The 23,867-nt window shown below is 61.8% G+C and carries 21 protein-coding genes and 2 pseudogenes; 9 read left to right on the forward strand and 14 right to left on the reverse strand.

Annotated elements, in window-relative coordinates; genetic code table 11:
• The first annotated feature begins 72 nt into the window (after window positions 1-72).
• A complete protein-coding gene (locus CXR29_RS10545) occupies window positions 73-2,988 on the forward strand; it encodes a hypothetical protein (RefSeq protein WP_241241411.1) in 2,916 nt (971 codons plus the stop codon).
• A gap of 200 nt (window positions 2,989-3,188) precedes the next feature.
• Here CXR29_RS10545 and CXR29_RS10550 read toward each other — a convergent pair whose 3' ends face one another.
• Together CXR29_RS10550 and CXR29_RS10555 are read right to left on the reverse strand one after the other, a co-directional pair.
• Entirely contained in the window at window positions 3,189-4,388 is a 1,200-nt protein-coding gene (locus CXR29_RS10550; protein ID WP_101553333.1) for an acetyl-CoA C-acyltransferase, read from the reverse strand.
• A 51-nt stretch (window positions 4,389-4,439) separates the two neighbouring features.
• A complete protein-coding gene (locus CXR29_RS10555; RefSeq protein WP_101553332.1) occupies window positions 4,440-5,183 on the reverse strand; it encodes an SDR family oxidoreductase in 744 nt (247 codons plus the stop codon).
• Window positions 5,184-5,681: 498 nt separating this feature from the next.
• Between CXR29_RS10555 and CXR29_RS10560 the strand changes: the two genes are divergently transcribed.
• The 6 genes and pseudogenes from CXR29_RS10560 to CXR29_RS10585 all read left to right on the forward strand — a co-directional run bounded on the left by CXR29_RS10560 (window position 5,682) and on the right by CXR29_RS10585 (window position 11,471).
• Window positions 5,682-6,848, forward strand: coding sequence for an ABC transporter substrate-binding protein (locus CXR29_RS10560; protein ID WP_241241412.1), 1,167 nt, complete (start codon window positions 5,682-5,684; stop codon window positions 6,846-6,848).
• An 87-nt stretch (window positions 6,849-6,935) separates the two neighbouring features.
• On the forward strand, window positions 6,936-7,802 hold the full coding sequence (locus CXR29_RS10565; RefSeq protein ID WP_025780096.1) for a branched-chain amino acid ABC transporter permease: 867 nt from the start codon (window positions 6,936-6,938) through the stop codon (window positions 7,800-7,802).
• 5 nt (window positions 7,803-7,807) lie between these two features.
• Entirely contained in the window at window positions 7,808-8,914 is a 1,107-nt protein-coding gene (locus CXR29_RS10570; RefSeq protein ID WP_241241413.1) for a branched-chain amino acid ABC transporter permease, read from the forward strand.
• Window positions 8,911-9,684, forward strand: a complete 774-nt coding sequence (locus tag CXR29_RS10575; protein WP_206516204.1) for an ABC transporter ATP-binding protein — start codon at window positions 8,911-8,913, stop codon at window positions 9,682-9,684. The genes CXR29_RS10570 and CXR29_RS10575 overlap by 4 nt, the downstream gene beginning before the upstream one ends.
• Window positions 9,684-10,052: an ATP-binding cassette domain-containing protein gene (locus CXR29_RS10580; protein ID WP_127364490.1), complete on the forward strand. Its 369-nt coding sequence runs from the start codon at window positions 9,684-9,686 to the stop codon at window positions 10,050-10,052. The genes CXR29_RS10575 and CXR29_RS10580 overlap by 1 nt, the downstream gene beginning before the upstream one ends.
• Window positions 10,053-10,161: 109 nt before the next feature.
• Window positions 10,162-11,471 (forward strand): annotated as a pseudogene (locus CXR29_RS10585) (ISL3 family transposase).
• Here the strand turns inward: CXR29_RS10585 and CXR29_RS10590 are convergent.
• The 6 genes from CXR29_RS10590 to CXR29_RS10615 all read right to left on the reverse strand — a co-directional run bounded on the left by CXR29_RS10590 (window position 11,440) and on the right by CXR29_RS10615 (window position 15,559).
• Window positions 11,440-11,871 carry an IS3 family transposase gene (locus CXR29_RS10590; RefSeq protein WP_101553328.1) on the reverse strand — a complete coding sequence of 144 codons (432 nt, stop codon included), beginning with the start codon at window positions 11,869-11,871 and terminating at the stop codon, window positions 11,440-11,442. The pseudogene CXR29_RS10585 and the gene CXR29_RS10590 sit on opposite strands and share 32 nt — an antisense overlap.
• Window positions 11,868-12,287: a transposase gene (locus tag CXR29_RS10595; protein ID WP_164742806.1), complete on the reverse strand. Its 420-nt coding sequence runs from the start codon at window positions 12,285-12,287 to the stop codon at window positions 11,868-11,870. The genes CXR29_RS10590 and CXR29_RS10595 overlap by 4 nt, the downstream gene beginning before the upstream one ends.
• Before the next feature lie 263 nt (window positions 12,288-12,550).
• The gene (locus CXR29_RS10600) at window positions 12,551-12,967 is read right to left on the reverse strand and encodes a hypothetical protein (protein ID WP_101553326.1); all 417 of its coding nucleotides are present in this window, start codon (window positions 12,965-12,967) and stop codon (window positions 12,551-12,553) included.
• A 472-nt stretch (window positions 12,968-13,439) separates the two neighbouring features.
• A complete protein-coding gene (locus CXR29_RS10605; RefSeq protein ID WP_101553325.1) occupies window positions 13,440-13,961 on the reverse strand; it encodes a phospholipase A2 in 522 nt (173 codons plus the stop codon).
• A gap of 161 nt (window positions 13,962-14,122) precedes the next feature.
• Window positions 14,123-14,497 (reverse strand): Lsr2 family DNA-binding protein, encoded by a 375-nt coding sequence (locus tag CXR29_RS10610; protein ID WP_127364492.1) that lies wholly within the window; start codon window positions 14,495-14,497, stop codon window positions 14,123-14,125.
• A gap of 30 nt (window positions 14,498-14,527) precedes the next feature.
• Window positions 14,528-15,559: a recombinase zinc beta ribbon domain-containing protein gene (locus tag CXR29_RS10615; protein WP_101593259.1), complete on the reverse strand. Its 1,032-nt coding sequence runs from the start codon at window positions 15,557-15,559 to the stop codon at window positions 14,528-14,530.
• Window positions 15,560-15,675: 116 nt separating this feature from the next.
• Here CXR29_RS10615 and CXR29_RS10620 point away from each other — a divergent pair.
• Window positions 15,676-16,978, forward strand: a pseudogene (locus CXR29_RS10620) (ISL3 family transposase).
• A gap of 16 nt (window positions 16,979-16,994) precedes the next feature.
• The gene (locus tag CXR29_RS10625) at window positions 16,995-17,342 is read left to right on the forward strand and encodes an ABC transporter ATP-binding protein (protein WP_241241414.1); all 348 of its coding nucleotides are present in this window, start codon (window positions 16,995-16,997) and stop codon (window positions 17,340-17,342) included.
• Window positions 17,343-17,526: 184 nt separating this feature from the next.
• Here CXR29_RS10625 and CXR29_RS10630 read toward each other — a convergent pair whose 3' ends face one another.
• The 6 genes from CXR29_RS10630 to CXR29_RS10655 form a co-directional block, all read right to left on the reverse strand.
• A complete protein-coding gene (locus CXR29_RS10630) occupies window positions 17,527-18,153 on the reverse strand; it encodes an L-threonylcarbamoyladenylate synthase (RefSeq protein ID WP_025780104.1) in 627 nt (208 codons plus the stop codon).
• A 141-nt stretch (window positions 18,154-18,294) separates the two neighbouring features.
• Window positions 18,295-19,746, reverse strand: a complete 1,452-nt coding sequence (locus CXR29_RS10635) for an AI-2E family transporter (RefSeq protein WP_241241415.1) — start codon at window positions 19,744-19,746, stop codon at window positions 18,295-18,297.
• Window positions 19,747-21,258: a ribosome biogenesis GTPase Der gene (gene der / locus CXR29_RS10640; RefSeq protein ID WP_127364493.1), complete on the reverse strand. Its 1,512-nt coding sequence runs from the start codon at window positions 21,256-21,258 to the stop codon at window positions 19,747-19,749.
• A complete protein-coding gene (gene cmk / locus CXR29_RS10645) occupies window positions 21,255-21,914 on the reverse strand; it encodes a (d)CMP kinase (RefSeq protein ID WP_101553320.1) in 660 nt (219 codons plus the stop codon). The genes der and cmk overlap by 4 nt, the downstream gene beginning before the upstream one ends.
• Window positions 21,911-22,999, reverse strand: coding sequence for a prephenate dehydrogenase (locus CXR29_RS10650; RefSeq protein ID WP_127364494.1), 1,089 nt, complete (start codon window positions 22,997-22,999; stop codon window positions 21,911-21,913). The genes cmk and CXR29_RS10650 overlap by 4 nt, the downstream gene beginning before the upstream one ends.
• Window positions 22,996-23,856 carry a pseudouridine synthase gene (locus CXR29_RS10655; RefSeq protein ID WP_101553318.1) on the reverse strand — a complete coding sequence of 287 codons (861 nt, stop codon included), beginning with the start codon at window positions 23,854-23,856 and terminating at the stop codon, window positions 22,996-22,998. Before CXR29_RS10655 ends, CXR29_RS10650 begins: the two co-directional genes overlap by 4 nt.
• Between the last annotated feature and the right edge of the window lie 11 nt (window positions 23,857-23,867).

The raw sequence follows: 23,867 nt of genomic DNA on the forward strand, positions 1-23,867 counted from the left end.
CAGATCATATAATTGAGATAGGCGATTTCCCGACGAGCGACTTCCACAGAGGCGTGGAGAGGTGAGACACCGATGAAGAACATCGGAGACAACGACGGACGGACGTCGCTCCTGCCTGCCGCTCCCTCAGCAGAGGCAGACAGTCGGACCCTGTCCCAGTTCCGTCGTGCGCACGGGCGTCGCATGGAAGAGGCCGAAGACAGTGACCTCGTCGACCTGCTGGATGCCTATACGCAGAGCAGTCTCGCGCAGATCAACTCCATGGTCGCCACCAGTCGTGCCGTTGCACAGGATGTTGCCTATGCTCTCGGGCTCCTGGGATGCCATCCCGACGCAGTCTATGAATTCGCATCATTCACCGAGACCTGTACCCGTCACTCCTCGGCTGAAACCGGCAGAACACTTGCCGGCCTCGGCGAGAAGAAGGCTCAGACCCAAGCAGCCGACGGTGCCGTCGGCTCGCACCGAAGCCGCGACTGCGATGCCATCGACCAGAAGATCTGCGCAGTCGACCTCCCTTCCGACGACCTCTTCTCCACGCGCAGGACCTGGACCAACCGAGAGAATCTGGCGTGGACACGAGCTGTGGCTCAGGTCGAAGCCGAATCGGGTACGAAGATCGGCATCAGCGCTGGGCCGAAGAAGGACCGTGCCGCCGGTCGCCGTCTCCGTCGAGTCCGGAAGTTGGCCGAGGAGTTCCTGTCCGATCCTGCTCTGCTGCCTGACTTTCCAGGCTTTGACCCGGAAATGACTTTCTTCGCATGGCTGCGCAGCAATATCGAGCCGACTGAGGCGGGCGTGTACTCGACCCTGCTCGGTGCGACCACGAGCAGATCGCTCCAGCACATGACGTCGTCGATGACGCTGGCGCACGGGCTTCCGCGGTTCCTCAAACGCTGTCTGGATGGAGACTTCACGATCGAGCATGTCGATTGTGTGACCCGCGCGTGCCGAGACCTGCACTTCGAGCATCTGCCTGCGCTCGACGACTATCTGGCTCACAGGCGCGCCGACATCACGATCGAGACGTTCAAACGTTCGGTCGCGCTGAAGATCGCCGCGCTTCAGCCGGCCGAGGATACGGTGAAGAGCGTATCGCTGCGGCGTCGGGTCGACTTCAGCACCGGCGACGACGGAACTGCCTACCTCACACTGACCGGTCCCGCCCCAGAACTTCAGGCCTGCTTCAGGAGGCTCGATACCTTCTGCCGGGCAGTGCATAAGAACAATACGAGTGCGTTCACGAGCCAGCTAAAGGCAGGCGACTGCTTCGATGAGGAACGGTCGATCTCTGCCCTGATGTTCGACATCCTCACGCGCACGCGTCCTCAGCTGAAGCTGCGCATCATCAGCACCAATGACGCAGACGGCTCGTCGACGAGTTCCGATTTCTCTCTCGACGGCCTCTTCGCCGGCCCCGACGGCACCCCGATGCACGAAGGCGAGGCCCTGCTCGACTACATCGAGCGGGTATTCGACGACATGGACAAGAATGGTTACGAGGCACCGACGCAAGCCGCGTCGGCCGATTCGGGAGCCTCAGCACAGAGCGAATCCCGCCCCAATGCGCCGATCACTCCGGCAGGACGCACGTTCGAGTCCCAGCTGCTCGAAGCCGTCCTCAGCAGCAACAGCACGACCGATCCTGACGCGGCCGAATCACTCTCGACTCTCATCGGCTCGCGTGCCAGTGGAGCTCGCCCCGCCGCCGAGGGCTCCGAGTCGGCATCAGCAGGCGCTGTCGACGCATTCGGCAATCCCATCCTCGATGCCGGCGAGCGCCGCATCAGCTTCGAATTCCTCCTGGATATGCCGACCAGTGAGTATTGGCTGGCGAATCAGGCGAGCACATTCATCACCGTTCCTCTGCTGACGCTGCTCAGCCAATTCCAGTCGGAAGACGGCAGTCCTCCGCTGTCGCCCACGGATCCCCCGGGTGCACTACCACTGACCGGGGAATCCTCAGCTCCTCCGCCAGCCGTCGCGGCACCGCCACCGACGACGGACGCCTCAGCTCCTCCGCTTCCCACGGAGTCACCAACGCCCCCGATCACTCCAAGAGCAGAGCCCACAGGCCCTGACGTACCGCTGACCTCAAGTGAGGTGTGCGATCTGGCGGGTATGCTTCCAAGCGGGTCGCCGATCCCTGCCGACATGGCACGACGGGTCGCCGGCTACTCCACCACATGGACCAGGCTGCTCACCGACCCGGCGACCGGGACACCTGTCGACGCGAAGGCAGCGTCCTACGCGATTCCCAACAGCGTGCGCAAGACACTTGTTGCTCAGTTTGCGACGTGCACATTCCCCGGCTGCACTCAACCAGCTGAGGTGACAGAGGTCGATCACATTGACCCGTTCAATCACTCCGACCCTACCCAGGGCGGACTCACTCGCTTCGGCAACCTCCACTGTCTCTGCAAGGCGCATCACCAGCAGAAGACCAACGGCAGTTTCGACGTGCGGATGACCGAACCCGGCCACTTGGAGTATGTCTTCCGCAAGGGTGTGACCGTGGAGGTCGTCTCACCGGACAACCCCATCAGCGTCGAGCATGCCCGGCTGTTCCTCGAACGATTCGGCAGTGGCCTCGCACGACAGTGCCGAGCGGTCACAGTGGAGCAGTCGAGCACAGAGGATCCATCCGCCCACGGCCATGCGCGAGCGCCCGAAAGTGATACTGGCGCCGAGCGTGACTCTGACATTGAGCGGGGATCTGGCACTGAGCCATCGACGGCCCAGAGCGGCGGTGCAGATGCGAAGCACCCGGCTCCCGGCGATCGGAAACGGGCGCGGGAATGCCCTGAACCAGCGGCAGCCGAAGGCACCCCCGGCTGGAGGGAACTCGTTGCCGGGGATCTCTGCGCATTCACACCGGTGTCTTCGCCGAGCAGAACCGGCGGACCGTCCGGCGCCCTGCCAGACGACGAGGACGGCCCGGAGCTGCGCGATTGGTTCTGGGACTCCGGCGAACCTCCACCATTCTGAAAGGTGTACTGCGCAACGAGCCTCCGTTGACGTCCGACTACGACGACTTCATCACCGCTGACGGCTCACTGTCGGCACACCACCGGCGAGAAGTCGGCATCCACACCGCTCGTCGACGCAGAAAGGGCCGACGACATCGGGTCAGAATCGACTCGAATATCGTCGGCCCTTCGCTCTTGCGCAGCTGCCGAGGGAATGCCTCAGCAGACTTCGAACAGTCCGGCAGCTCCCTGTCCCCCGCCGATGCACATCGTGACGACGACGTACTTCACTCCGCGGCGACGTCCCTCGATGAGGGCGTGCCCGACAAGCCGGGCACCGGTCATTCCGTAGGGGTGTCCCACAGAGATGCCGCCGCCGTCGACGTTGTATTTCTCCGGGTCGATGCCGAGCCGGTCGCGGCAGTACAGCGCCTGAACAGCGAACGCCTCGTTGAGCTCCCACAGCCCGATGTCATCGATCGACAGACCATGGGTCTTCAGCAGCTTCGGAATGGCGAACACAGGTCCGATGCCCATCTCGTCCGGCTCGCACCCGGCCACGGCCATGCCGCGATAGACCCCCAACGGTTCGAGCCCGCGACGGCTGGCCTCTTCGCTCGACATGACCACCGAAGCGGAGGCTCCATCAGAGAGCTGAGAGGCGTTGCCGGCGGTGATGCTCGGAACCTTCGATGCCACACCGGGCTCGAGAACCGGGTTGAGTCCGGCGAGGCTGTCGAGCGTCGTCGACGGCCGATTGCCCTCGTCGGCTTCGAGCAGCACATCCTGACGCGAGGTCTCCTTCGTCTCCTTGTCGACGACGACCTTCGTCGTCGGCAGAGGCACGATCTCGTCGTCGAACCGACCGGCTTCCTGAGCGGCGGCGGTGCGCTGCTGCGAGGACAGAGAATACTCGTCCTGAGCCTCACGGCTGACACCGTAGCGTTCGGCAACGACCTCGGCGGTCGCCAGCATCGGGTAGTAGATGCCCGGGACGCGCTCTTCGAGCCACGGATCCTTGGCCCGGAACATGTTCATCTTGTCGTTCTGGACCAGCGACACCGACTCCACGCCACCGCCGACAGCGATCTCCTGGCCGTCGAAGAGCACCTGCTTCGCCGCGGTGGTGATGCCCATCAGCCCGGACGAGCACTGCCGGTCGATCGACATTCCGGGGACCGTGACAGGAAGTCCGGCTCGCAGTGCCGCCTGCCGAGCGACATTCGTACCTTGGCTGCCCTGCTGCAGAGCGGCACCGAAGACGACGTCTTCGACCTCGCCTCCTTCGAGGCCGGCCCGTTCCACGGCGTGTTTGATCGCGTGGCCGGCCAGCTCCTGAGCCTGGGTGTCATTGAAGGCACCACGGTAGGCCTTGCCGATCGGCGTGCGGGCCGTCGACACAATGACTGCTTCTCTCATAGTTCTCACCTTTCGAAGATGTTCGTGAACCCGTCGCGAGGACGGCGGCGATCAGTCCTTCGGACCGCCGGCAACGTAGATGACCTGACCGGAGACGAAACCGGCGCCTTCGGAGGCGAGGAACGATGCCGTGTGAGCGATATCCTCGGGCTTTCCGGAACGGGCCACGGGGATCTGCTTGACCGAAGCTTCGACGAAGTCGTCGAACCCCATCCCCACGCGCTCGGCAGTGGCCTTGGTCATGTCGGTTTCGATGAAGCCGGGGGCAATGGCGTTCGCGGTGATGCCGAACTTGCCGAGCTCGATCGCCCAGGTCTTCGTGATGCCCTGGATACCGGCCTTGGCGGCGGAGTAGTTCGTCTGTCCGCGATTGCCCTGCGCCGAGGTCGACGACATCGAAATGATGCGGCCGAACTTCTCGTCGACCATGTAGGACTGGACGGCCCGCGCCATGAGGAAAGCTCCGCCGAGGTGGACGGAGAGGACCTTGTTGAACTCCTCGTACGTCATCTTGAACAGGAGGTTGTCGCGCAGAATACCGGCGTTGTTGACCAGAACGGTCGGCGCACCGAGGGTCTCGGCGACCTGCTTGACCGCGGCATCGACCGAGTTCTCGTCGGAGACGTCGGCCTCGAGTCCGAGAGCTTCGCCGCCGGCGCCCTTGATGGCGGCGACGGTATCGTCGGTCGGACCCATATCGAGGACGGCGACCTTGAGTCCGTCGGCTCCGAGCCGCTTGGCGATGGCGGCTCCGATGCCGCGGCCTCCACCGGTGACGATTGCAGTACGAGTCATGAACACGCTCCTAAAGATGATGTTGCGTCATTGCCGAAGGGAACCGAGTCATCAACTGCGGTTCGCGTCCGCATCGGACCTGATGTGACACAGATCTCGCATGCAGTTATGCCCACTGTAGACCAGATCCGCCACTGAACGATTGTTTGCTCACCTTTCAGACAGAGAGCCGCCTCGAACGCGTCAGCGACCCGAAACATCTCCCGACGTTTCTGCGCACATGTCGCCCGACCTCGTCTTATGCCCTCCGGGCCACATCCGATCCCGAAGATTATCGAACGTTCAAAAATCTAGCTCAAAACCATTGACTTCACCAGAGTGATTTGGAAGTGTTCACATCAGTCGAAGTCCACTACGGATTGACGACGACTCCGAGCACGGTCACTGACGACGGCTCGGGAAACGTGTGGAGCAAACGTGTTCCAAGAGCTTTTCAAAGGAGAAAAGATGAACTCTGTCTCGCGAAGTCGCCGCCGCAGACTATCGGCAGCCGCAATCATGGGTGCCATCGCCTTGACCGCCACCGCGTGCGGCGGCGGTGGTAGTGGCTCGGGTGAGGGCGACTCAGTCGTCATCGGCTACACCGGACCCCTCAGCGGAGGAGGCGCCGCGTACGGTGAGAACGTGAAGATCGGCCTCGAAATGGCCATCGCCGATCTCAATGCGGACGGTGTCGAGGTCGATGGCGAACCCGTGACTCTGGAGCTGAAGTCCCTCGACGACAAATACGCACCGTCGACTGCCGCCAGCAATGCTCAACGACTGGCCGACCAGGACAAGGCCCCGGTGGTCGTCTCCCCGAATGCCGGAGCGATCAAGGCGATTCAGCAGATCAACAGCGGCAGATCGAACTTCCTCATCTCCGCATACACCTCGGATCCGGCGATCGTGCAGGCGGACAATCCTCTGACGATGATGATTCCCCCGAATTTCGAATCCTACGCGACGGAGTTCTCCGAAACCGCCATGGAACACGGAGGCAAGAAGCTCGCTCTGCTCGGAACTCAGAGTGAGTACGGGCAGCAGTGGTCCAAGTCGATCACAAGCGCGTGGAGCGACGCCGGCGGAAAGGTCGGCGGAGACAACAGCATCGACTATGCCACCGTGTCCGATTTCGCGGGGCCCGTCTCGAAAGCCCTGGCCGAGAAGCCCGACGCGATCTTCGTCGGCGGACCATCCCAACCGACCGCTCTGATCATGGAAGAAGCTCGCAAGCAGGGCTTCGAAGGCAGCTTCCTCGTCATGGACCAGGCGAAACTGGATGAGATGGCGACGGTGACGGAGCTCGACAATCTCAAGAACTCGGTCGGAGTTCTGCCCGTCTCCGAATATCAGGATCCGGGCACCGAAGACTTCCTGAAGAAGTTCGCCGAGAAGGCCGGTGAGAAGAAGGTCCCGACCAGCGAAACGGCACTGAACTACCAAGGAATAGCGATCATCGCCAAGGCGATGGAGGTTGCGGGAACGACGGACGACCCCGAGAAGATCAGGGAAGCCATCGGTGAAGCACTGCCGGAGGTCGATGACAAATACAAAGTCAATGGCTTCCCCGATGAGATCACGGAGCAGGGGCACCTCCTCAACCCCGACCTGGAGGCAACTTTCCTCGATGAGGACGGCGAATACACGAAGGTGCCGATCGAACAGGCATCCGACGACAAGTAATCTCCGTCAGCGGCATCTCCCAGGGGTGAGGCGCGTCCGTGCGCCTCACCCGGGCCGCACTCATGCCTGCAGAGGACCCGATTCACCATGACCCTCTTCATCCAACAGCTCTTCAACGGCCTTGCGCTGGGCGGCGTCTACTGCCTGGCCGCGATCGGTCTGACCTTGGTGTTCGGAGTGCTGCGCATTCCCAACCTGGCTCACGGTGCGCTGTATATGCTCGGCGCCTACATCACCTACTTCTTCCTCACAACTGTCGGTGTTCCCTATATCGCGGCGATCGGCATCGCGGCGCTCGTGCTCTTCGTCGTCGGCGTCGGGCTCGAACGTCTCGTGTTCCACCCCCTGCGCAACTCCCCGCACACTCACCACATGATTGCGGCAGTCGGTGCGATGTTCTTCTTCCAGGCTCTGGCTCAAGCGATCTGGGGCGCCGACTTCCGCCGCATGGACACTCCGATCACCGGCGAGCTGCGAATACTCGGCGCCGAGATCTCTGCGCAGCGCATCGTCATCATCGTCACCGCTGTGATCGTGCTGGCGCTGCTGGCGTGGTTCATCAAACGATCCATCCACGGTCAGACGATCGAAGCGATCGAACAGGATCGCGTCGGTGCATCGCTCGTCGGCATCAACCCGTCGATGGTCGCGATGCTGACGCTGGGTCTGTCCGCCGTGCTCGCGACCATCGCGGCGGGACTCGTCGCACCGATCAATCTTCTGTCACCGACGATGGGAGACGCACTCAACCTCAAGGTGTTCGCCATCATCATCCTCGGCGGGCTCGGATCTCTTCCGGGGGCCATCGTCGGCGGATTCGCACTCGCGATCGCCGAGACGATGACAGCGACCTACATCTCCTCAGCGGTCGGCGAGGCCGTGGCATTCGTCGTTCTCGTGGCGGTGCTGGCCATCAAGCCCAACGGACTGTTCACGAAGGCGGTGCAGCGATGAACTCCATGAAGAATCCTCGAATCATCGGCACCATCGCCGTCATCATCCTGCTCGGCCTCACGCCCCTGGCGTTCGGGCAGGAGAACTACACGATGCGGGTGATCACCGTAGGCATGTGTGCGGCGATCGCCGTCTATGGTCTCAACATCATCCTCGGCTTCACCGGTCAGCTGAATCTGGCTCAAGGCGGATTCTTCGGCATCGGCGCCTACGGGGTGGGGCTGCTCACCACCGACTACGACTGGTCCTTCTGGGCTGCCTTCTGCGTGTCCGTGATCGGCACCGCGGTCATCGGCTACCTCTGCGGGCTGATTGCGCTGCGGACCAAGGACGAATACTTCGCCATCTTCACCATGGCCATCGGCTTCATCATCTTCCTCGTCATCAGCCGCTGGGAGTCCGTCACTCATGCACATTCCGGAGTCAACAATGTGAAGTTCCCCGAAGGCGGAGGACTCATCGACTTCGAATCCCCCACTGCGATGTTCTACCTCGTCTTCGCCGTTCTGCTCGTCTGTGTCTACACGACGTACGCGATTCGGCGCTCAAGCGTGGGCCGCACGCTGCTGACCATCAGAACGAGTGAAGATCTCGCGGATGCGATCGGTGTGCGTGTCGGCTTCAGCAAACAGCTCGCCTTCGCGGCATCCGCTGTCTTCGGAGGGATGGGCGGAGGTCTCTACGCATCCGTGGTCGGCTTCATCGGACCCGATTCGGCGACGATCGACAAGACCTTCGAATTCCTCATGTTCATCCTCGTCGGAGGAATGGGCACTGTCGCAGGTCCCCTGCTCGGGAGCATGATCGTGACATTCCTGTTCGAACTGTTCCAGGACTTCCAGGCGTATCGATTCATCGTTCTGGGCCCCATCATCGTCGCCCTCGTGATCTTCGCACCGCGGGGAATCGTCGGTTACCTCGGCGGTATCGTCGACAGACGCAATCGACGACGCAGGGCCGAATCTGCCCGCGGTGCCGATGATGATCATGAATCGACAGATGCTTCGACCTCCGGCGAAACGGGCGACCACCGCGCACGGAACGTCGCCGACGGAGTCGACTCGAGTGTCGGCCGGACCGGAAGCACCCCGTCGTCCGAGGAGACGAAATGACAATGCTGGAAATACGAGACCTCGGTAAGCGCTTCGGCGGACTCGATGCGGTCAAGGACGTCGACCTGGACGTCGAGGCGGGCCAGATCACCGCTGTCATCGGTCCCAACGGAGCAGGCAAGTCGACGCTGTTCAACCTCGTCCATGGCTTCTATCGACCCACCGCGGGGACCATCACTTTCAAGGGTGACGACATCACTCATTCGTCCCCGCACCGTACGGTGTCCGGCGGTATCGCGCGCACATTCCAGACGACGAATCTGTTCGACGACAGCACCCTGTTGGAGAACGTCCTGGCCGGTCGGATCGTCCGTTCGAAGTCCACTGTCTTCGACGCTGTCTTCCACACTCCTCGCCACCGTCGTGAATCACGGATCAACGAGGACAAGGCGATGGAAGCTCTCGAGTTCTGCGGAGTCGCGGACTATCGGCACGATCTGGCGTCCAATGTTCCGCAGGAGGTGCAGAAGCGCACCGCAGTGGCCATGGCCCTGGCCACGGAGCCTGAGCTGCTGCTGCTCGACGAACCGGCCGGCGGCATCCCCGAAGAGGAGACCGTCGACTTCGGCAACCTCATCCGCTCCCTGCCGCAGCGAGGGGTCTCCGTCCTGCTCGTCGAACACAAGATGACGATGATCATGGACCTCGCGGACACGATCCTCGTCCTCGATCACGGGCAGAAGCTGGCGCTCGGTGCACCGGCGGAGATCCAGTCGAATCCGGATGTCATCCGTGCCTATCTCGGTTCGACAGCACAGGAGGAGGACTGATGCTCACTCTCGACAATGTCAGCACCGGATACGATGCCGCCGATGTGCTCCACGGCGTGAGCATCACTGCGCGGCCCGGAGAGCTCACCGTGGTCCTCGGCGCGAACGGATCAGGCAAGACGACTCTCTTCAAGACCATCAGCGGACTGATGCGGGTCCGTACCGGTTCGATCACCTATGAGGGACGGCCGCTGCATCGAGCACGCGCGAATGCCATCGTCAAGGCCGGTATCGCGCACTGCCCCGAGGGCACCTGTTCGGGAAGATGTCGGTGGAGAAGAATCTGCGTCTGGGGTCATATCCTCACCGGAACGGTTCTCGAACCGAAGAGATCTACTCTGACGTGCTCGATATGTGGCTCTTCGTAATTGAGAGTGTAGATCGGTGATTCCAGGACACGGCGAGTCGCTGCGCGGATAGACGTCGAGGTCTTCCGATGATGGAAGTTCTCACACAATCCATCCGAAAGACCTCGACGTGGCCAAGCCTACTTTCTTCACCCCTGACCTCACGACATTCTGCCGACTCGACACCCTCGATCTGACCTGTATCGGCCAAGACATCACCGGGCACAAGGCCATCTTGGAATGCCAGCCCAACACTGCTGATGACTGGTGCCGACGGTGCGGTGGCCACGGGATCATTCGCGACACCGTCGTCCGCCAGCTGGCCCACGAACCTTTCGGCCACCGACCAACTACGCTTCATCTTCGCCTCCGCCGTTACAAATGCATCGAGTGTGGCCGCGTCTGGCGCCAAGACGCCACAGCCGCGGCACCACCACGAGCGAAGATCTCGCGAACCGGCCTCGACTGGGCGCTGCGTGCCCTCGTCATCGATCACGACACCGTGTCCGTCATTGCACGCAAGCTCGCCGTGTCCTGGCACACCGCGAACTCCGCTGTCCTCGCTGAAGGTCAGCGGTTGTTGATCAACGACCCGACTCGTTTCGACGCGGTCAGCGTCATTGGTGTCGACGAGCATGTATGGCGGCATACCCGGCGTGGTGACAAGTACGTCACCGTCACATCGACCTCACCCCGATCAGCGAGGGAACAGGCCCGGCACGCCTGCTCGACATGGTGGCTGGCCGTTCGAAGCAGGTGTTCAAACAATGGTTGAAAGCCCGACCGAAAGACTGGCGTGAGGGCATCGACGTCGTCGCGATGGACGGATTCTCCGGCTTCAAAACAGCCTCAGCTGAGGAACTGCCCGACGCTGTCGAAGTCATGGACCCCTTCCACGTCGTCAAACTCGCCGGTGATGCCCTCGACGAGGTACGTCGCCGAGTTCAGCAAGAGACAACCGGCCATCGCGGACGAGCAAAGGACCCGTTGTACCGGGCAAGAAGAACTCTGCACACGGGCAGCAGCTTACTCACGACCAAGCAGCAGGAAAGAATCGCGAACCTCTTCGCTGACCCGAACTTCACCGAAGTCGAAGTCACCTGGGCCGTCTACCAAGACATTGTCGGCGCCTACCGAACCGCGGACCGCAAAGAGGGCAAGAGACTCTTGCAAACGGTCATCGACGCCCTGACAACGAATCTGCCATCCGAACTTGTCGAGCTCAAACGGTTAGGACGAACGTTGAAGCGTCGAGCTGTTGATGTGCTCGCGTTCTTCACCCGACCGGGAACGTCGAACGGTCCCACTGAAGCGATCAACGGCAGGCTCGAGCATCTACGTGGGTCCGCGCTGGGATTCCGCAACCTCACGCATTACATCGCGAGGTGTCTGCTCGAGTCCGGTGGCTTCAGGCCGGTTCTACACTCTCAATTACGATGAGCCGGAAAACATCAAGGATGAACGTCGTGTACACCCACCCAGCAGACGTCGGAACATACGTGATGTCCGCAACCCACAAACAGTTGGGTGCCGGTGCTGCGAACTCGCGTTCGACGAGATCATCCGGACATTCCTCAGCACGTGCTGAGGCCGTCTTCGGACGCTTCCGCTTCCGCCGGATTCCGTCGATACCCAACTGGCGCATCAACCGTTCCACCGTGCAGCGGGCCACCGGACCAAATTGATCGGCGTACTCGCGGTTGATCGCCTTCCACATCTTCCGCACTCCATAGCAGGAATAGTTCGCCTCATAGACATCCTGGATGACCACCATCAGTGCTTGGTCCCGGCGGGCCCGGGCTGATGGTTGACGCTTCTTGTAGGCGTAATACGAGCTCACAGCAATCCGTGCCGCAGTCCCGGACAGGGCGCGCACGATTGGCTCGACTCCGAACTCGTCGCGATTGTCGTCGATGAAGGCGACGATTCCCGCGCAAGCGGGAGGTACCCCCTCTTCGATGGGCGGTCGAGCTCCGCCGCGAAGAAAGCCGACGCTCTCTTCAAAATCTCGTTGGCCCGCTTCGCTTCGGCCAACTCAGCCCGGAGCCGACGGTTCTCCGCTTCCAGGTCGACCGACTCGGCCGGTGTGGCTTTGCCGGAATCCTTGTGCTTTCGCACCCAGACCCGCAAGGTCTCTTTGCTCAGACCGAGTTCGTTCGCGACACGGGTGATCGCTCCGTTCGCGGTGTCGGGGTCGGCCTGGGCGTGGATGACGAGCTCGACGGCACGAGCCTTGAGTTCGTCGGTGTATTTCACTGGCAAGAGAGAATCTCCTTCTTCCAATCTCCCTGCCTCTATTATCCCCGGGGCGATTCAGCATTCCAAGATGGCCTTGTGCCCGGTGATGTCTTGGCCGGTGCAGGTGAGGTCGAGGGTGTCGAGTCGGCAGAATGTCGTGAGGTCAGGGGTCGAGAAAGTAGGCTTGGCCACGTCGAGGTCTTTCGGATGGATTGTGTGAGAACTTCCATCATCGGAAGACCTCGACGTCTATCCGCGCAGCGACTCGCCGTGTCCTGGAATCACCGATCTACACTCTCAATTACGAAGAGCCACCTATCTACGGCCCCTCCGTGATTGGTGCGCCCACATGCACAGGTGCATTTGCTACTCATATCGGCTCCCTGACATGACTCAGTACACTTCTTCCCGGTCACCTTGGTTTCCTTCATCAGTAGGCACTTCCCGAACTCAGGGATGAAGTAGTGCTCCAGGAGTACGTCAAAGTACGCAAAAGGGATGATGAACGATCTTGGATTGAAGCGGTCTCTGTCGGTCACGAATACGCGGGGATTGGTGTATCCGGCGTGATCAATCATGGTCTGCCTGATGAAGTAGTCCTCTGAGAAGACTCCCCTCCTCTTCGGCACGGTGACGAACATTCCTTTGTATTCGTATCGCCATTCCACCTTCACGAAATCAAGTTCTTCGTTTGACATTATTTCTCCATTCATTTCCTTTGCTAAGTTTATCGGACATACACTATTCTAACATAAATCTGTTTTGAAAGATTTTGGCAAAGAAAAACCCTCCAGGTGTCCAGTCTGGAGGGCGAGAAGTAATGCATCTATATCTATTATATCAAAATCTAACCGGCTCTACCGGAAATGAGGACCAGCCCCCTACTTAGTAGGAGACCGGCCCTTTCGGTTATTGACGGGTTTTATACATTCATCTTGTCAGAGGTTGAAGAATTGCGTCCACCAACAAAGAGGATGATCGTCCAAGCGATTGCTCCCAGAATGAAGGGTGAACTGACTACCCAACCTATAAGCATGAACGCATTGACGGTAATCCAACCATCTTCGGCAGTTCCAGCCCATACTGATGCACCAATGCACGCAATCAGCAGTAACACAGCAATGACTACCAGTAGGATGTACAGCACTCTAACGAAAATATTTCTTGGCATCACCTGGGGCTTCCTTTCCCTTTGTAGTGACTCTTTCCGCCAGCTCGAACAGCCTCAAAGTAGATCACGGCCACTGTGTAGCATGAGGCTTTTCCGCTCTTCTTCTTTTTACATATTCCCTTCATGTTCGCGCGAAAATCAGTATCGCAACGAATACGATCCTTTTTGGAATCTTTACTGTAACACCGATCATGCTTGTCACAAGCTGGTTTAAAGAGCTTATTCCACTTACTCGCGGCCTTTTTAAGAGCCTTCGGTGTCGAACAGCCGTTTGGTGCGGCCTGTGCCGTAAGACCACTGTTCTCAAACTCACTGATTAGGGCTTCTTCCGAGATATCGCCTTCGACTTCGATTCCGTCTGCCCTAGCCTTTACAAGAGCATCGTGAAGACGGCTGACCGCTTCGCGGTCTATGTCTTCGCTCTCCGTCGCTGATGACGCGGTGACACCGACAGTCATCGTCAGCGTCAACACAGCGACAAGTGCGACCAGATACCGCGTGGTCAGGGCTACAACTTTCATGGGGATGGGGTTCCTTCCGGCGAATCAAAAGTAGTTGCTTCTCTAGGGTTGCATCACTACCAAAGAACCCGCATCCCACAAAAGGATGAAATTTGGTAGTTTCTTTTTCAATTGAAATTCCCCGCCTCCTACTGGGAGACGGGGAACTCGCCGGGTTGGTTTCAGCCGCGAGCTTCAGGCCTACCGGCATCGGTCCACTTCTTAATCAGGTCAGCCGCGATACGCCCACGGTCCGCAACCTTCTCACCCTGCTCCTGTAGCCAAGCGCGGCACTGTGCAAGCTCTTCTGAGGACAGGCCCGAGCCTGAGGAGCTGGCGGCCCGAGAACGGCGCGTGACCGATACCTGAGGTTCATCCACCTCGGCCTCTTGCACGAGATCATCCAGGTACTCTTCAACGCGCTTGTATTCGTCCTTGGTCAGAGCCAAGTTGTAGCTACGGCCCTTCCAAGTGACCTCCGCGCGAGCCAGGTCTTTCTCTTCAATCTGGTCCCCGGAAACGTCTGAGACGTAAATGGTCTTGGTGATGATTGCCATGAGTACTCCTTAATAGGGGGTCTAACATGATCAGGCTACAGGCTTACCCTCTTTAATCCAAAGCTTCAGGTACTCGAACTTAATATTTCCTCTTACGGAGACCTTCTCCTCATAGCCGTTTGCCCTCAGCCAAGCTCTCGCCTGTTTGGTCTTCTCACTACTCAAACCCTGAGTGTTTGCCTTCTCCACCTTTGCAGAACCGTCATAACTCATTTTTTCCTGAGTCAGTGTGTAACCGGCTTTGCCAATGATGGAGAAGGACTGATCCGGATTGAGCGTGCACTTCTCTACAAGCTTGGTACGCACGTACAAAGCCCACTCAGAAGGAGACATGTCCTCCTTGTGCTCCAAGGCTTGCTGATCGACTTCCAGAGGAGTTGCTAGAGCTAGCTCCCCTTCCGCCTCACTCAGTTTGATCTCAGCGGTTTTCACATCTTCGCGTCTAGCCTCAAGAATCTCCTTGCTCTCCTCCAGACTCAGGCCTAGTACGGTGACCGTCTCAAGGAACTCCTGAAGCTTGCTCTTAGCCGCTGTGAGAGCGTACTCAGCTTCTTTTACGTCCTCCTTGAGCTGTGACTGTGTTTCCGCGTCCGGGAGAGCCGCTACGATCTGGTCCATGTACTGAGAGACAAACAGCATGAAGGCATGATCCGCTTGGAGCCGATAGATTGCCTTCTGTTTGCATGTGCCTTTGTTGCGCCGATGTAGGCAACCTAACCGCGTAGCTCCGTCTTTGTTTCGCTGGATCATCCCTACCGGACCTCCACACGATCCGCAGACCATGAGACCCGAGAGCGGCCACTCAGGGTATTTGTTCCTAGCCGGTGCTTTGGAATTCTGATTCCTCCGCGCCTCAAAAGCTGTGTATAGCTCCTTGGAGATAATCGGTTCATGAGAACCAGGGAATTCTTCTCCCTTGAACTCGATAACTCCGGTCTGGAATTTCTTCCGCATGAGACCGATCAGAGTAGGGAATGCCCAGGCATCAGTTCGGTCTGTAATCGTCGGAACACCGGCCTCATTCCATTCAGCCGTAATCGCACCAAACGATTTCCCGCCCACGTAATCCGGCTCTTCGCAGTTGAGGGTGTAAAACCGGGTGCGCGTCGCTACCCGGAAACAGGTCGAGGTCTTCCGAAGATGGAAGTTCCTACACTCTCCAACCGGAAGACCTCGACTTGGATCAGCCTACTTTCTCCGCCCCTGACCTCACCACCTTCTGCCACCTCGACACACTGAACCTCTCCTGCGTCGGCCAGCAGCTCACCGAACACGAAGCGCTCCTCCTGTGCACACCGACGAACACCGACGACTGGTGCCGAAAATGCGGCGGCCACGGCGCGCCCCGAGACACCGTCACCCGCCGCCTGGCCCACGAACCCTTCGGCCACCGACCCACCACCCTCCACATTCGGCTCCGCCGCTACAAATGCCTCGAGTGCGGGCACGTCTGGCGCCACGACACCGCAGCCGCGGCACCGGCCCGAGCGAAGATCTCCCGCACCGGACTGGCCTGGGCACTACGAGCCCTCGTCGTCGACCACGCCACCGTGTCCGTGATCGCGAAGAAGCTCGCCGTGTCCTGGCACACCGCCAACGACGCGATCCTGGCCGAAGGTCACCGTGTCCTCATCGACGACCCCACCCGGTTCGACGGCGTGACCGTCATCGGAGTCGACGAGCACGTGTGGCGGCACACGCAACGCGGGGACAAGTACGTCACCGTGATCATCGATCTCACCCCTGTCAGGGACAAAACGGGCCCCGCCCGGTTGCTCGACATGATCGAGGGACGGTCGAAAGCGGAGTTCAAAACCTGGCTGGCGGAGCGATCGCAGGAATGGCGGGACGGGATCGAGGTCGTGGCGATGGACGGGTTCACCGGGTTCAAAACCGCGGCCGCCGAGGAGCTGCCGACCGCAGTCGAAGTGATGGATCCGTTCCACGTCGTCAAGCTCGCCGGCGATGGTTTGGATGATGTGCGCCGCCGAGTCCAGCAGGAAACACTGGATCATCGGGGGGAAGAAGGGTGACCCGTTGTATCAAGCCCGTCGCACCTTGCATACGGGGTGTGAGTTCCTCACCGAGAAGCAGCAGAAGAGGATCGCTGAATTGTTCACAAACCCTGACCATGCCGATGTGGAGGTGACGTGGAGTGTGTATCAAGACATCATGAGCGCTTACCGGAATCCGGACCGCACGGTGGCCAAACGGATGCTGGAGTCGGTAATCGCATCGATCTCGTCGGGAGTACCTGCAGGTCTGATTGAGTTGCGGAAGTTGGGCCGCACGTTGAAGAAAAGGGTAGGAGATGTGGTGGCGTACTTCGATCGGCCGGGAACCTCGAACGGCCCCACCGAGGCTTTAAATGGGCGTCTGGAGCATCTGTGGGGCTCGGCGTTGGGGTTTCGGAATCTGACGCACTACATCGCCAGGAGCCTGCTCGAAGCCGGAGGATTCAGGCCCCGGCTACACCCTTAAACGCGAAGAGCCCGATATGTTTCCGATCCTCAAGGAGAAGGCCAGACAGCCGGCAGGCTCGCTGTCGGGCGGGCAGCAGCAGATGGTCGCGATCGGCCGAGCACTGATGTCGGATCCGAGTCTGCTGATCCTGGATGAGCCGTCGATGGGCCTGGCGCCCATCATCGTCGAGCAGGTCCTCGAGTCGGTCGCCCAGATCAATCGCAACGGCATCGGAGTTCTGCTCAGTGAGCAGAACGCGAAGGCATCACTGGCAATCGCCCACAGGGGATACGTCCTTGCCGAGGGGCGGATCGTCCTCGCCGATGATGCCTCCCGGCTGCTCGACAATCCTGACGTGCAGGCGGCCTACCTCGGACTCTGACGGGCGCACGGGGCCCACCCGTTGAGAAGGACACCGGTGCGGATGAGATCTCGCCGAGGCGGCTCGGCCACCTCGGCGAGATTTCGCTGAGTTCGTCTGCCGGTTCGTTCCGGTCTGTCGATCCGGCGTGTGATCAGCCGTGAATCGGCAGTCCGGCCAGCTCAGTGCGACCGACCTTGCCGGTTCACTCGTCGAGGAACCGCGAGACGTCCCCGGCTCCGACGCGAGCCACCTCTGGGTACTTGCCGGTGAAGTCGATGACCGAGGTCGGCACGACTCCGGGGACTCCGGACTCGATGACGATGTCGAGGTCATTGCCGAGCTGGTCCATGACATCCTCGGCGTGGGTCAGCGGATCCTCATCGTCGGGCAGCAGCAGCGTCGAGGACAGGATCGGCTCCCCCATCGCCTCGACGAGTGCGAGTGCCGTGACGTTCTGCGGGATCCGAGCTCCGACCGAATGCTTCTTCGGGTGCATCATCCGGCGCGGAACTTCCTTCGTCGCCTTCATGATGAACGTGTACGGTCCCGGCGTCATCGACTTGATGGCACGGAAGTCGGAATTGTCGACGATGACGAACTGACCCAGCTGGGCGAAGTCGTGGCACATGAGTGTGAAATGGTGCTTCGAACCGAGTTGTCGGATGCGAGTGATCCGCTCGATGCCGTCCTTGTTGTCCAAGGCGCAGCCGAGGGCATAACAGGAATCCGTGGGATAGGCGATCAGGCCACCGTTCCTGAGTGACTCAGCGGCCTTCTCGATCAGTCGGTCCTGCGGGTTCTCCGGATGGATATTCAGTAGTGTCGCCATACTTCATGCTAACCACTCTGCCGTCACAGTGCGAGGGCTCGAGGCGACAAACGGCCGGAAAAGCGAGAATGTGGGATTCACCGGACCGCGGGCAGTCTCAGACCGTAGCCGCCGAGCGCTTCCGCCGCCCCCGCTGACTCGTCAGTGCGCAGCCTGATGCTTCTTCAGGCCCTTGACCAGTTCGGCGCGTCCGGTGTCCGGATCGGAGGCGAGAAGGATATTGACCCACCTGGCCTTCGGGTCAGCGTCGACCAGCAGGGCCTTGATCAGCAGGGTCGCCGGCAGCGCCAGCAGGGCGCCGAGCCAGCCGAGGATCCACACCCAGAACAGCAGGGACAGGAACGAGATCAGCGGGGTCACACCCACCGACTCGCCGGTGAACTTCGGTTGGATGATCGCCTGGATGACGAAGTTGAGCACACTGTAGGCGATGACCACCCACAGCGCCGACTGCCAACCGCTGTCGACCAGCGCCAGCAGAGCGGGCGGGATGAGACCGATGACGAAACCGATGTTCGGAATGTAGTTCGTCAGGAACGCGAGCACACCCCACACCCAGATGAGCGGGACGTCGATGATCGCCAGGGCGATGACGTCGAGGAATGCGACGATGAGGCCGAAGACCGTCGCCACCACCCAGTAGCGGCGGACGCCGCTGGCGAAGTCGCCGATCGACGCCGACAGTGACGGCTTGACGTCGAGCAGCATCGCCATCCGCTTGTCGATGCCCATCGAATCCATCGCCACGAAGAACACCGCCATGATGACCGTGGTCAGCAGGCCTGCCACCGACGACAGATTCGTCAGCAGCGGGTAGATGGCGTCGAGCACGGAACGGACATCGAAACCGGAGAGCTGCTGCTGGATCACCGAGGACGTCACTCCGATGTCCGACAGCAGCGCCAGCGCGTTCTGGTACGTGGCGGCGAGTTCGTAGCTGTAGCTGGGGATGAGGATGACGAGCTCGGCGACCGACCACGCGGTGAGGCCGAAGAACGCGAAGATCATGCACAGCACGAGTACGACCGAGATACACGCCCCGATCGCCCGCGGCACCTTGATCCGAGTGAGCAGCCGCTGCACCGGGTAGACGACGATATAGAAGTTCAGGGCGAGGAACACCGGGGCCACGATGTCCTGGAGTCCGCGGAAGAACATCAGCGCATAGGCCAGCCCCGCCAGCGTCACCGCGATCATCAGCGCTCGCGCCGGCGGCCGCGCATGCCAGGGTCGTGGCTCGCCTGCCATGCCGGGTTCGGAGCCGGGTGCGAAGCCAGGTCCCACCGTCACCGAGGCGGCCGAACCGGGAGCGTTCCCCACCGAGGCGGCCGAACCGGGAGCGTTCCCCACCGAGGCGGCCGAACCGGGAGCGTTCCTCACCGAGGCGGCCGGTGCGGCCGTCCCCGACGCAGGGTCCGCGCCTGCGGGCTTCGAGGCCGACGCAGAGGTCGCCGCAGGGCCCGCGGGCTCGGAATTCGCGCCGGGCACCGGTCGTGAGGACGGCGCAGACTCGGCCGGGCGTGCGGCATCGCCGGGCGATCCGGCCGCACCGTCAGCGGAGCCCGACGAACTCGTCTGCTCGTCCTCGTTCATTCAGCGTCCCCGACGCTTCTCACGGATGCGCATCGAAACCTCGATGGGGGTGCCCTTGAAGCCGAAGGTCTCGCGCAGACGACGGATGATGAACCGACGATAACCGGGATCGAGGAAACCGGTGGTGAAGAGCACGAACTTCGGCGGACGCGACTGCGCCTGAGTGCCGAAGAGGATGCGCGGCTGCTTACCACCGCGCACCGGGTGCGGGTTGGCTGCGACGAGCTCCCCGAGGAACGCATTGAGCCGTCCCGTCGGAATGCGAGTGTCCCAGCCGTCGAGAGCGGTCTCCATCGCCGGAACGAGCTTCTCCGCGTGACGTCCGGTCTTCGCCGAGATGTTCACGCGAGGCGCCCACGCCACATGGCCGAGGTCCCGTTCGATCTCCCGCTCGAGGTAGAAGCGACGTTCGTCATCGAGCAGATCCCACTTGTTGAACGCCAGCACCACGGCGCGTCCCGCCTCGACGGCGGTCGTGACGATGCGGACGTCCTGCTCACTCAGCGGGTCCTGGACCTCCATGAGGACGAGGGCCACCTCGGCGCGTTCCAGTGCGGTCTGTGTCCGCAGCGCGGCATAGAAGTCGGCGCCGCTGGCCTGATGGGCACGACGACGGATACCGGCGGTGTCGACGAAGCGCCACTGCTTCCCACCGAGCTCGATGAGCTCGTCGACGGGATCACGCGTGGTGCCGGCGACGTTGTCCACGAGCACCCGGTCGGAACCGATGAGCTGGTTGAGCAGGGAGGACTTGCCGACATTCGGACGACCGACGAGGGCCACCCGACGCGGTCCGCCCTCTTCGACACGGGTGTCGACGGCCGAGACCTCGGGCAGGATCGTCAGCACTTCGTCGAGCAGGTCGGCGACTCCCCGACCATGCAGAGCCGAGACGGTCCACGGCTGGCCGAGGCCCAAGCCCCAGAGTTCGGCGGCCATGAGTTCGCCGCGCTCGTCGTCGACCTTGTTCGCGGCCAGCAGGACCGGCTTCTTCTTCCGGCGCAGCATCTTCACGACCATCTCATCGGTCGAGGTCGGACCGGTCGTGGCATCGACGACGAGGAGGACGGCATCGGCCATGTCCACGGCGACCTCGGACTGGATCGCAATCCGCGAGGCCATACCCTTCGAGTCCTGATCCCACCCGCCGGTGTCGACGAGGGTGAACTCCTTCGTGTTCCATTCCGCTCGGTAGCTCACCCGGTCACGGGTGACGCCCGGAACGTCCTCGACGACGGCTTCGCGGCGGCCGAGGATGCGGTTGACCAGCGTCGACTTGCCGACGTTGGGGCGACCGACGACGGCCAGCACCGGTGCGGCGCCGAGGGCCTCGTCTTCGTCGTCGTCGAAGCCGTAGGCGCGCAGCAGCGCCCGGTCCTCGTCTTCGAGCTCATAGCTTTCGAGTCCGGCCTCGAGCGCGGTCGCCCGCTGCTCGGCCTCCTCGTCGCTGATGCTCTCGACACGGTCGACGAGGTCGTCGTCGGGTGTCTCATGGAATTCGGATTCGCTCATTGTGAGTCCTTCACCAGCTGCAGCACCGTCTCGACCACCTGGTCGAAGTCGATGTCGCTGGTATCGAGTGTGTACACTCCGTCGGCGGCCTCGAGGAAGCTCGTCGTGGCGGAGTCCTTGGCGTCACGGCCCGTGACGAGGTCTTGGGTGGCGGCGATCGCCTCGGCGTCGGCATTGCCGTGCACTTCCTTCGCCCGGCGGGCCACACGGACCTCGTCGCGGGCGGTCATGAGGATGCGCACATCGGCGTCGGGGGCTACCACGGTCGTGATGTCCCGGCCTTCGACGACGATGCCCTCGGGCGCGGCGGCGATATAGGCCCGCTGCATGTCGATGAGCTCCTCGCGGGCGTCGACGACGCCGGAGACCGTCTGCACGTTCGCGGACACGTCCGCACCGCGGATGTCCTCGGTGACATCGATGTCGTCGACGGAGACGAAGAATTCGTCGGGGCTCAGCGAGATCTCCAGATCCGCACCGCGCACCTGCTCGAGCACGTCGACGGGGTCGGTGACCCCGCGGTTGAGGCACAGCCACGCCATCGCCCGGTACATCGCACCGGTGTCCAGGTACTGGAAGCCCAGCCGACGCGCCACCTCCTTGGCGGTGCTCGACTTGCCCACTCCGGACGGTCCGTCAATGGCTACGACGCTCATACAGTTCCTTCTTTCTCGATGGCGGATTCGGGGATCTGCCATCCCTTCGACAGCAATCCGATCTCCAGCTCCTGCTGGATGGCCGGGACCACGGACACGTCGACCATGCCCAGTTTCCGACCGGAGGCGTGATCCATCCGGAAATCCTCGACATTGACGCCGAGGTCGCCGATGTCCTTGAACAGCCGGGCCAGCATTCCGGGCGTATCCGGAACCAGGATCGTGACAACAGCATAGGTGGTCGGCGGCTGCCCGTGCTTGCCGGGAATCCGGTCGTGGCCTTCGTTGCCCAAAGCGATCGCCTTGGCGAGCAGTCCCGTCGACCCGGGTCCGAGTTCGAGTGCGCCGATGACCTCGTCGAGTTCGGTGCGCAGAGCGACGAGCACGGAACGGACCTCCTCGGCGTTGCCGGTCAGGATCTGCGTCCACAGGCCCGGGTCCGAGGCGGCGATGCGCGTGACATCGCGCAGTCCCTGCCCGGCCAGCGAGATCTCCTCCAAGGGCGCATGCCGCAGCTGCGAGGCGACCAGGGAGGAGACGATCTGCGGCACGTGCGAGACCTTCGCGACCGCGGCATCGTGGATGCGCGGATCCAGGTGGAGCACGGAGGCGCCCGTGTCCTCGGCCATGGCGATGACCTCGCCGAGGCGGTCGGCCGGGGTGTCCTCGTCCGAGCAGATCACCCAGGGTCGGGCCGTGAACAGGTCCGATTGGGCGGCGATCGCTCCGGACTTCTCGCGTCCGGCCATCGGGTGGCAGCCGATGTAGCGATCGAGCTGAGTGCCCGTGACCAGTTCGCGCACCGCTTCGAGCAGGCGGGTCTTGACGCTGGCGACGTCGGTGACCGTGGCGTTCGGGAAGTCCTCGAGGGCCGCGGCGATGACGCGGGCGGCGACGTCGGGCGGGGTGGCGACGACGACGATGTCCGGGTGTTCGGGTGCACCGACCTGACCGGCACCGAGGTCCGCGGCGAGCTGCTGCGCGGTCGGCGACGTGTCTTCGAGACTCACCTGATGGCCCTGCGCGCTCAGCGCCAACCCCAGGCTGGCACCGAGCAGGCCGGTGCCGATGATATGGACTCTCACAGACCGACGGCCTCGAACAGTGCGCCGACCTCATCGGAGCGCAGCGGGCGGATCTTGCCCTGCTTCTGCTCGTCGAGGACGATCGGTCCGAACTTCAGGCGGACGAGGCGCTCCACCGGGTGTCCGATCTCGGCCAGCAGGCGGCGCACGACGCGGTTGCGGCCGGAGTGAAGAGTGAGTTCGACGACGGACTTGCCGGGGGTCGAATCGACGAGCTTGAAATCATCGACCTTGACGAAGCCGTCCTCGAGGTCGATTCCCGCCTTGAGGATGGCTCCGGCGTCCTTCGCCAGCTGGCCCTTGACCTTCGCGAGGTAGGTCTTCGGGATCTCGTAGCGCGGGTGGGCCAGCCGGTTGCTCAGCTCCCCGTCATTGGTGAGCAGGATGATGCCTTCGGTCTCCGTGTCGAGACGGCCGACATGGAAGAGGCGCTCGTTGTTGTTGCGCACATAGTCGGCCAGGCAGGGCCGGCCCTCGGGGTCGCTCATGGTCGACACGACTCCCGCGGGCTTGTTGAGCACGAGGTAGACCTTCTTGGTCTGTGTCGAAATTCTCACTGTGTCCACGTACACGGACTGCGTTTCCGGGTCGATCCGGGTGCCCAGCTCGGTGACGATGCTGCCATCGACCTCGACGCGGCCGTCGACGATGAGCTGCTCACAGGCACGACGTGATCCCAGGCCCGCCTCGGCGAGCACCTTCTGCAGCCGCACACCCCCGCTGACGTGGGCGTCCGATGTCTGACCGGCACCCGACCCGCCGCTGCTGGAAGCGTGATTGGCCGTCGCTGCGCGTTGTTTTCGGCTGGGTCGGTTCTGGCGCCCGCCGGGGGCGCGGTGATCACGGTAGGGACTCATACATCCATTCT

The sequence above is a fragment of the Brevibacterium linens genome, from assembly GCF_003999335.1.
Classification (GTDB): domain Bacteria; phylum Actinomycetota; class Actinomycetes; order Actinomycetales; family Brevibacteriaceae; genus Brevibacterium; species Brevibacterium linens.

Coding starts and splice junctions, on each gene's coding strand:
- CXR29_RS10635 (WP_241241415.1), bottom strand. CDS start 19,746: ATGAACGAGGACGAGCAGACGAGTTCGTCGGGCTCCGCTGACGGTGCG.
- CXR29_RS10565 (WP_025780096.1), top strand. CDS start 6,936: ATGACCCTCTTCATCCAACAGCTCTTCAACGGCCTTGCGCTGGGCGGC.
- CXR29_RS10575 (WP_206516204.1), top strand. CDS start 8,911: ATGACAATGCTGGAAATACGAGACCTCGGTAAGCGCTTCGGCGGACTC.
- CXR29_RS10600 (WP_101553326.1), bottom strand. CDS start 12,967: ATGTCAAACGAAGAACTTGATTTCGTGAAGGTGGAATGGCGATACGAA.
- CXR29_RS10550 (WP_101553333.1), bottom strand. CDS start 4,388: ATGAGAGAAGCAGTCATTGTGTCGACGGCCCGCACGCCGATCGGCAAG.
- CXR29_RS10605 (WP_101553325.1), bottom strand. CDS start 13,961: ATGAAAGTTGTAGCCCTGACCACGCGGTATCTGGTCGCACTTGTCGCT.
- CXR29_RS10570 (WP_241241413.1), top strand. CDS start 7,808: ATGAAGAATCCTCGAATCATCGGCACCATCGCCGTCATCATCCTGCTC.
- cmk (WP_101553320.1), bottom strand. CDS start 21,914: ATGAGCGTCGTAGCCATTGACGGACCGTCCGGAGTGGGCAAGTCGAGC.
- CXR29_RS10655 (WP_101553318.1), bottom strand. CDS start 23,856: ATGAGTCCCTACCGTGATCACCGCGCCCCCGGCGGGCGCCAGAACCGA.
- CXR29_RS10610 (WP_127364492.1), bottom strand. CDS start 14,497: ATGGCAATCATCACCAAGACCATTTACGTCTCAGACGTTTCCGGGGAC.
- CXR29_RS10555 (WP_101553332.1), bottom strand. CDS start 5,183: ATGACTCGTACTGCAATCGTCACCGGTGGAGGCCGCGGCATCGGAGCC.
- CXR29_RS10560 (WP_241241412.1), top strand. CDS start 5,682: ATGGGTGCCATCGCCTTGACCGCCACCGCGTGCGGCGGCGGTGGTAGT.
- CXR29_RS10630 (WP_025780104.1), bottom strand. CDS start 18,153: ATGGCGACACTACTGAATATCCATCCGGAGAACCCGCAGGACCGACTG.
- der (WP_127364493.1), bottom strand. CDS start 21,258: ATGAGCGAATCCGAATTCCATGAGACACCCGACGACGACCTCGTCGAC.
- CXR29_RS10545 (WP_241241411.1), top strand. CDS start 73: ATGAAGAACATCGGAGACAACGACGGACGGACGTCGCTCCTGCCTGCC.
- CXR29_RS10625 (WP_241241414.1), top strand. CDS start 16,995: ATGTTTCCGATCCTCAAGGAGAAGGCCAGACAGCCGGCAGGCTCGCTG.
- CXR29_RS10580 (WP_127364490.1), top strand. CDS start 9,684: ATGCTCACTCTCGACAATGTCAGCACCGGATACGATGCCGCCGATGTG.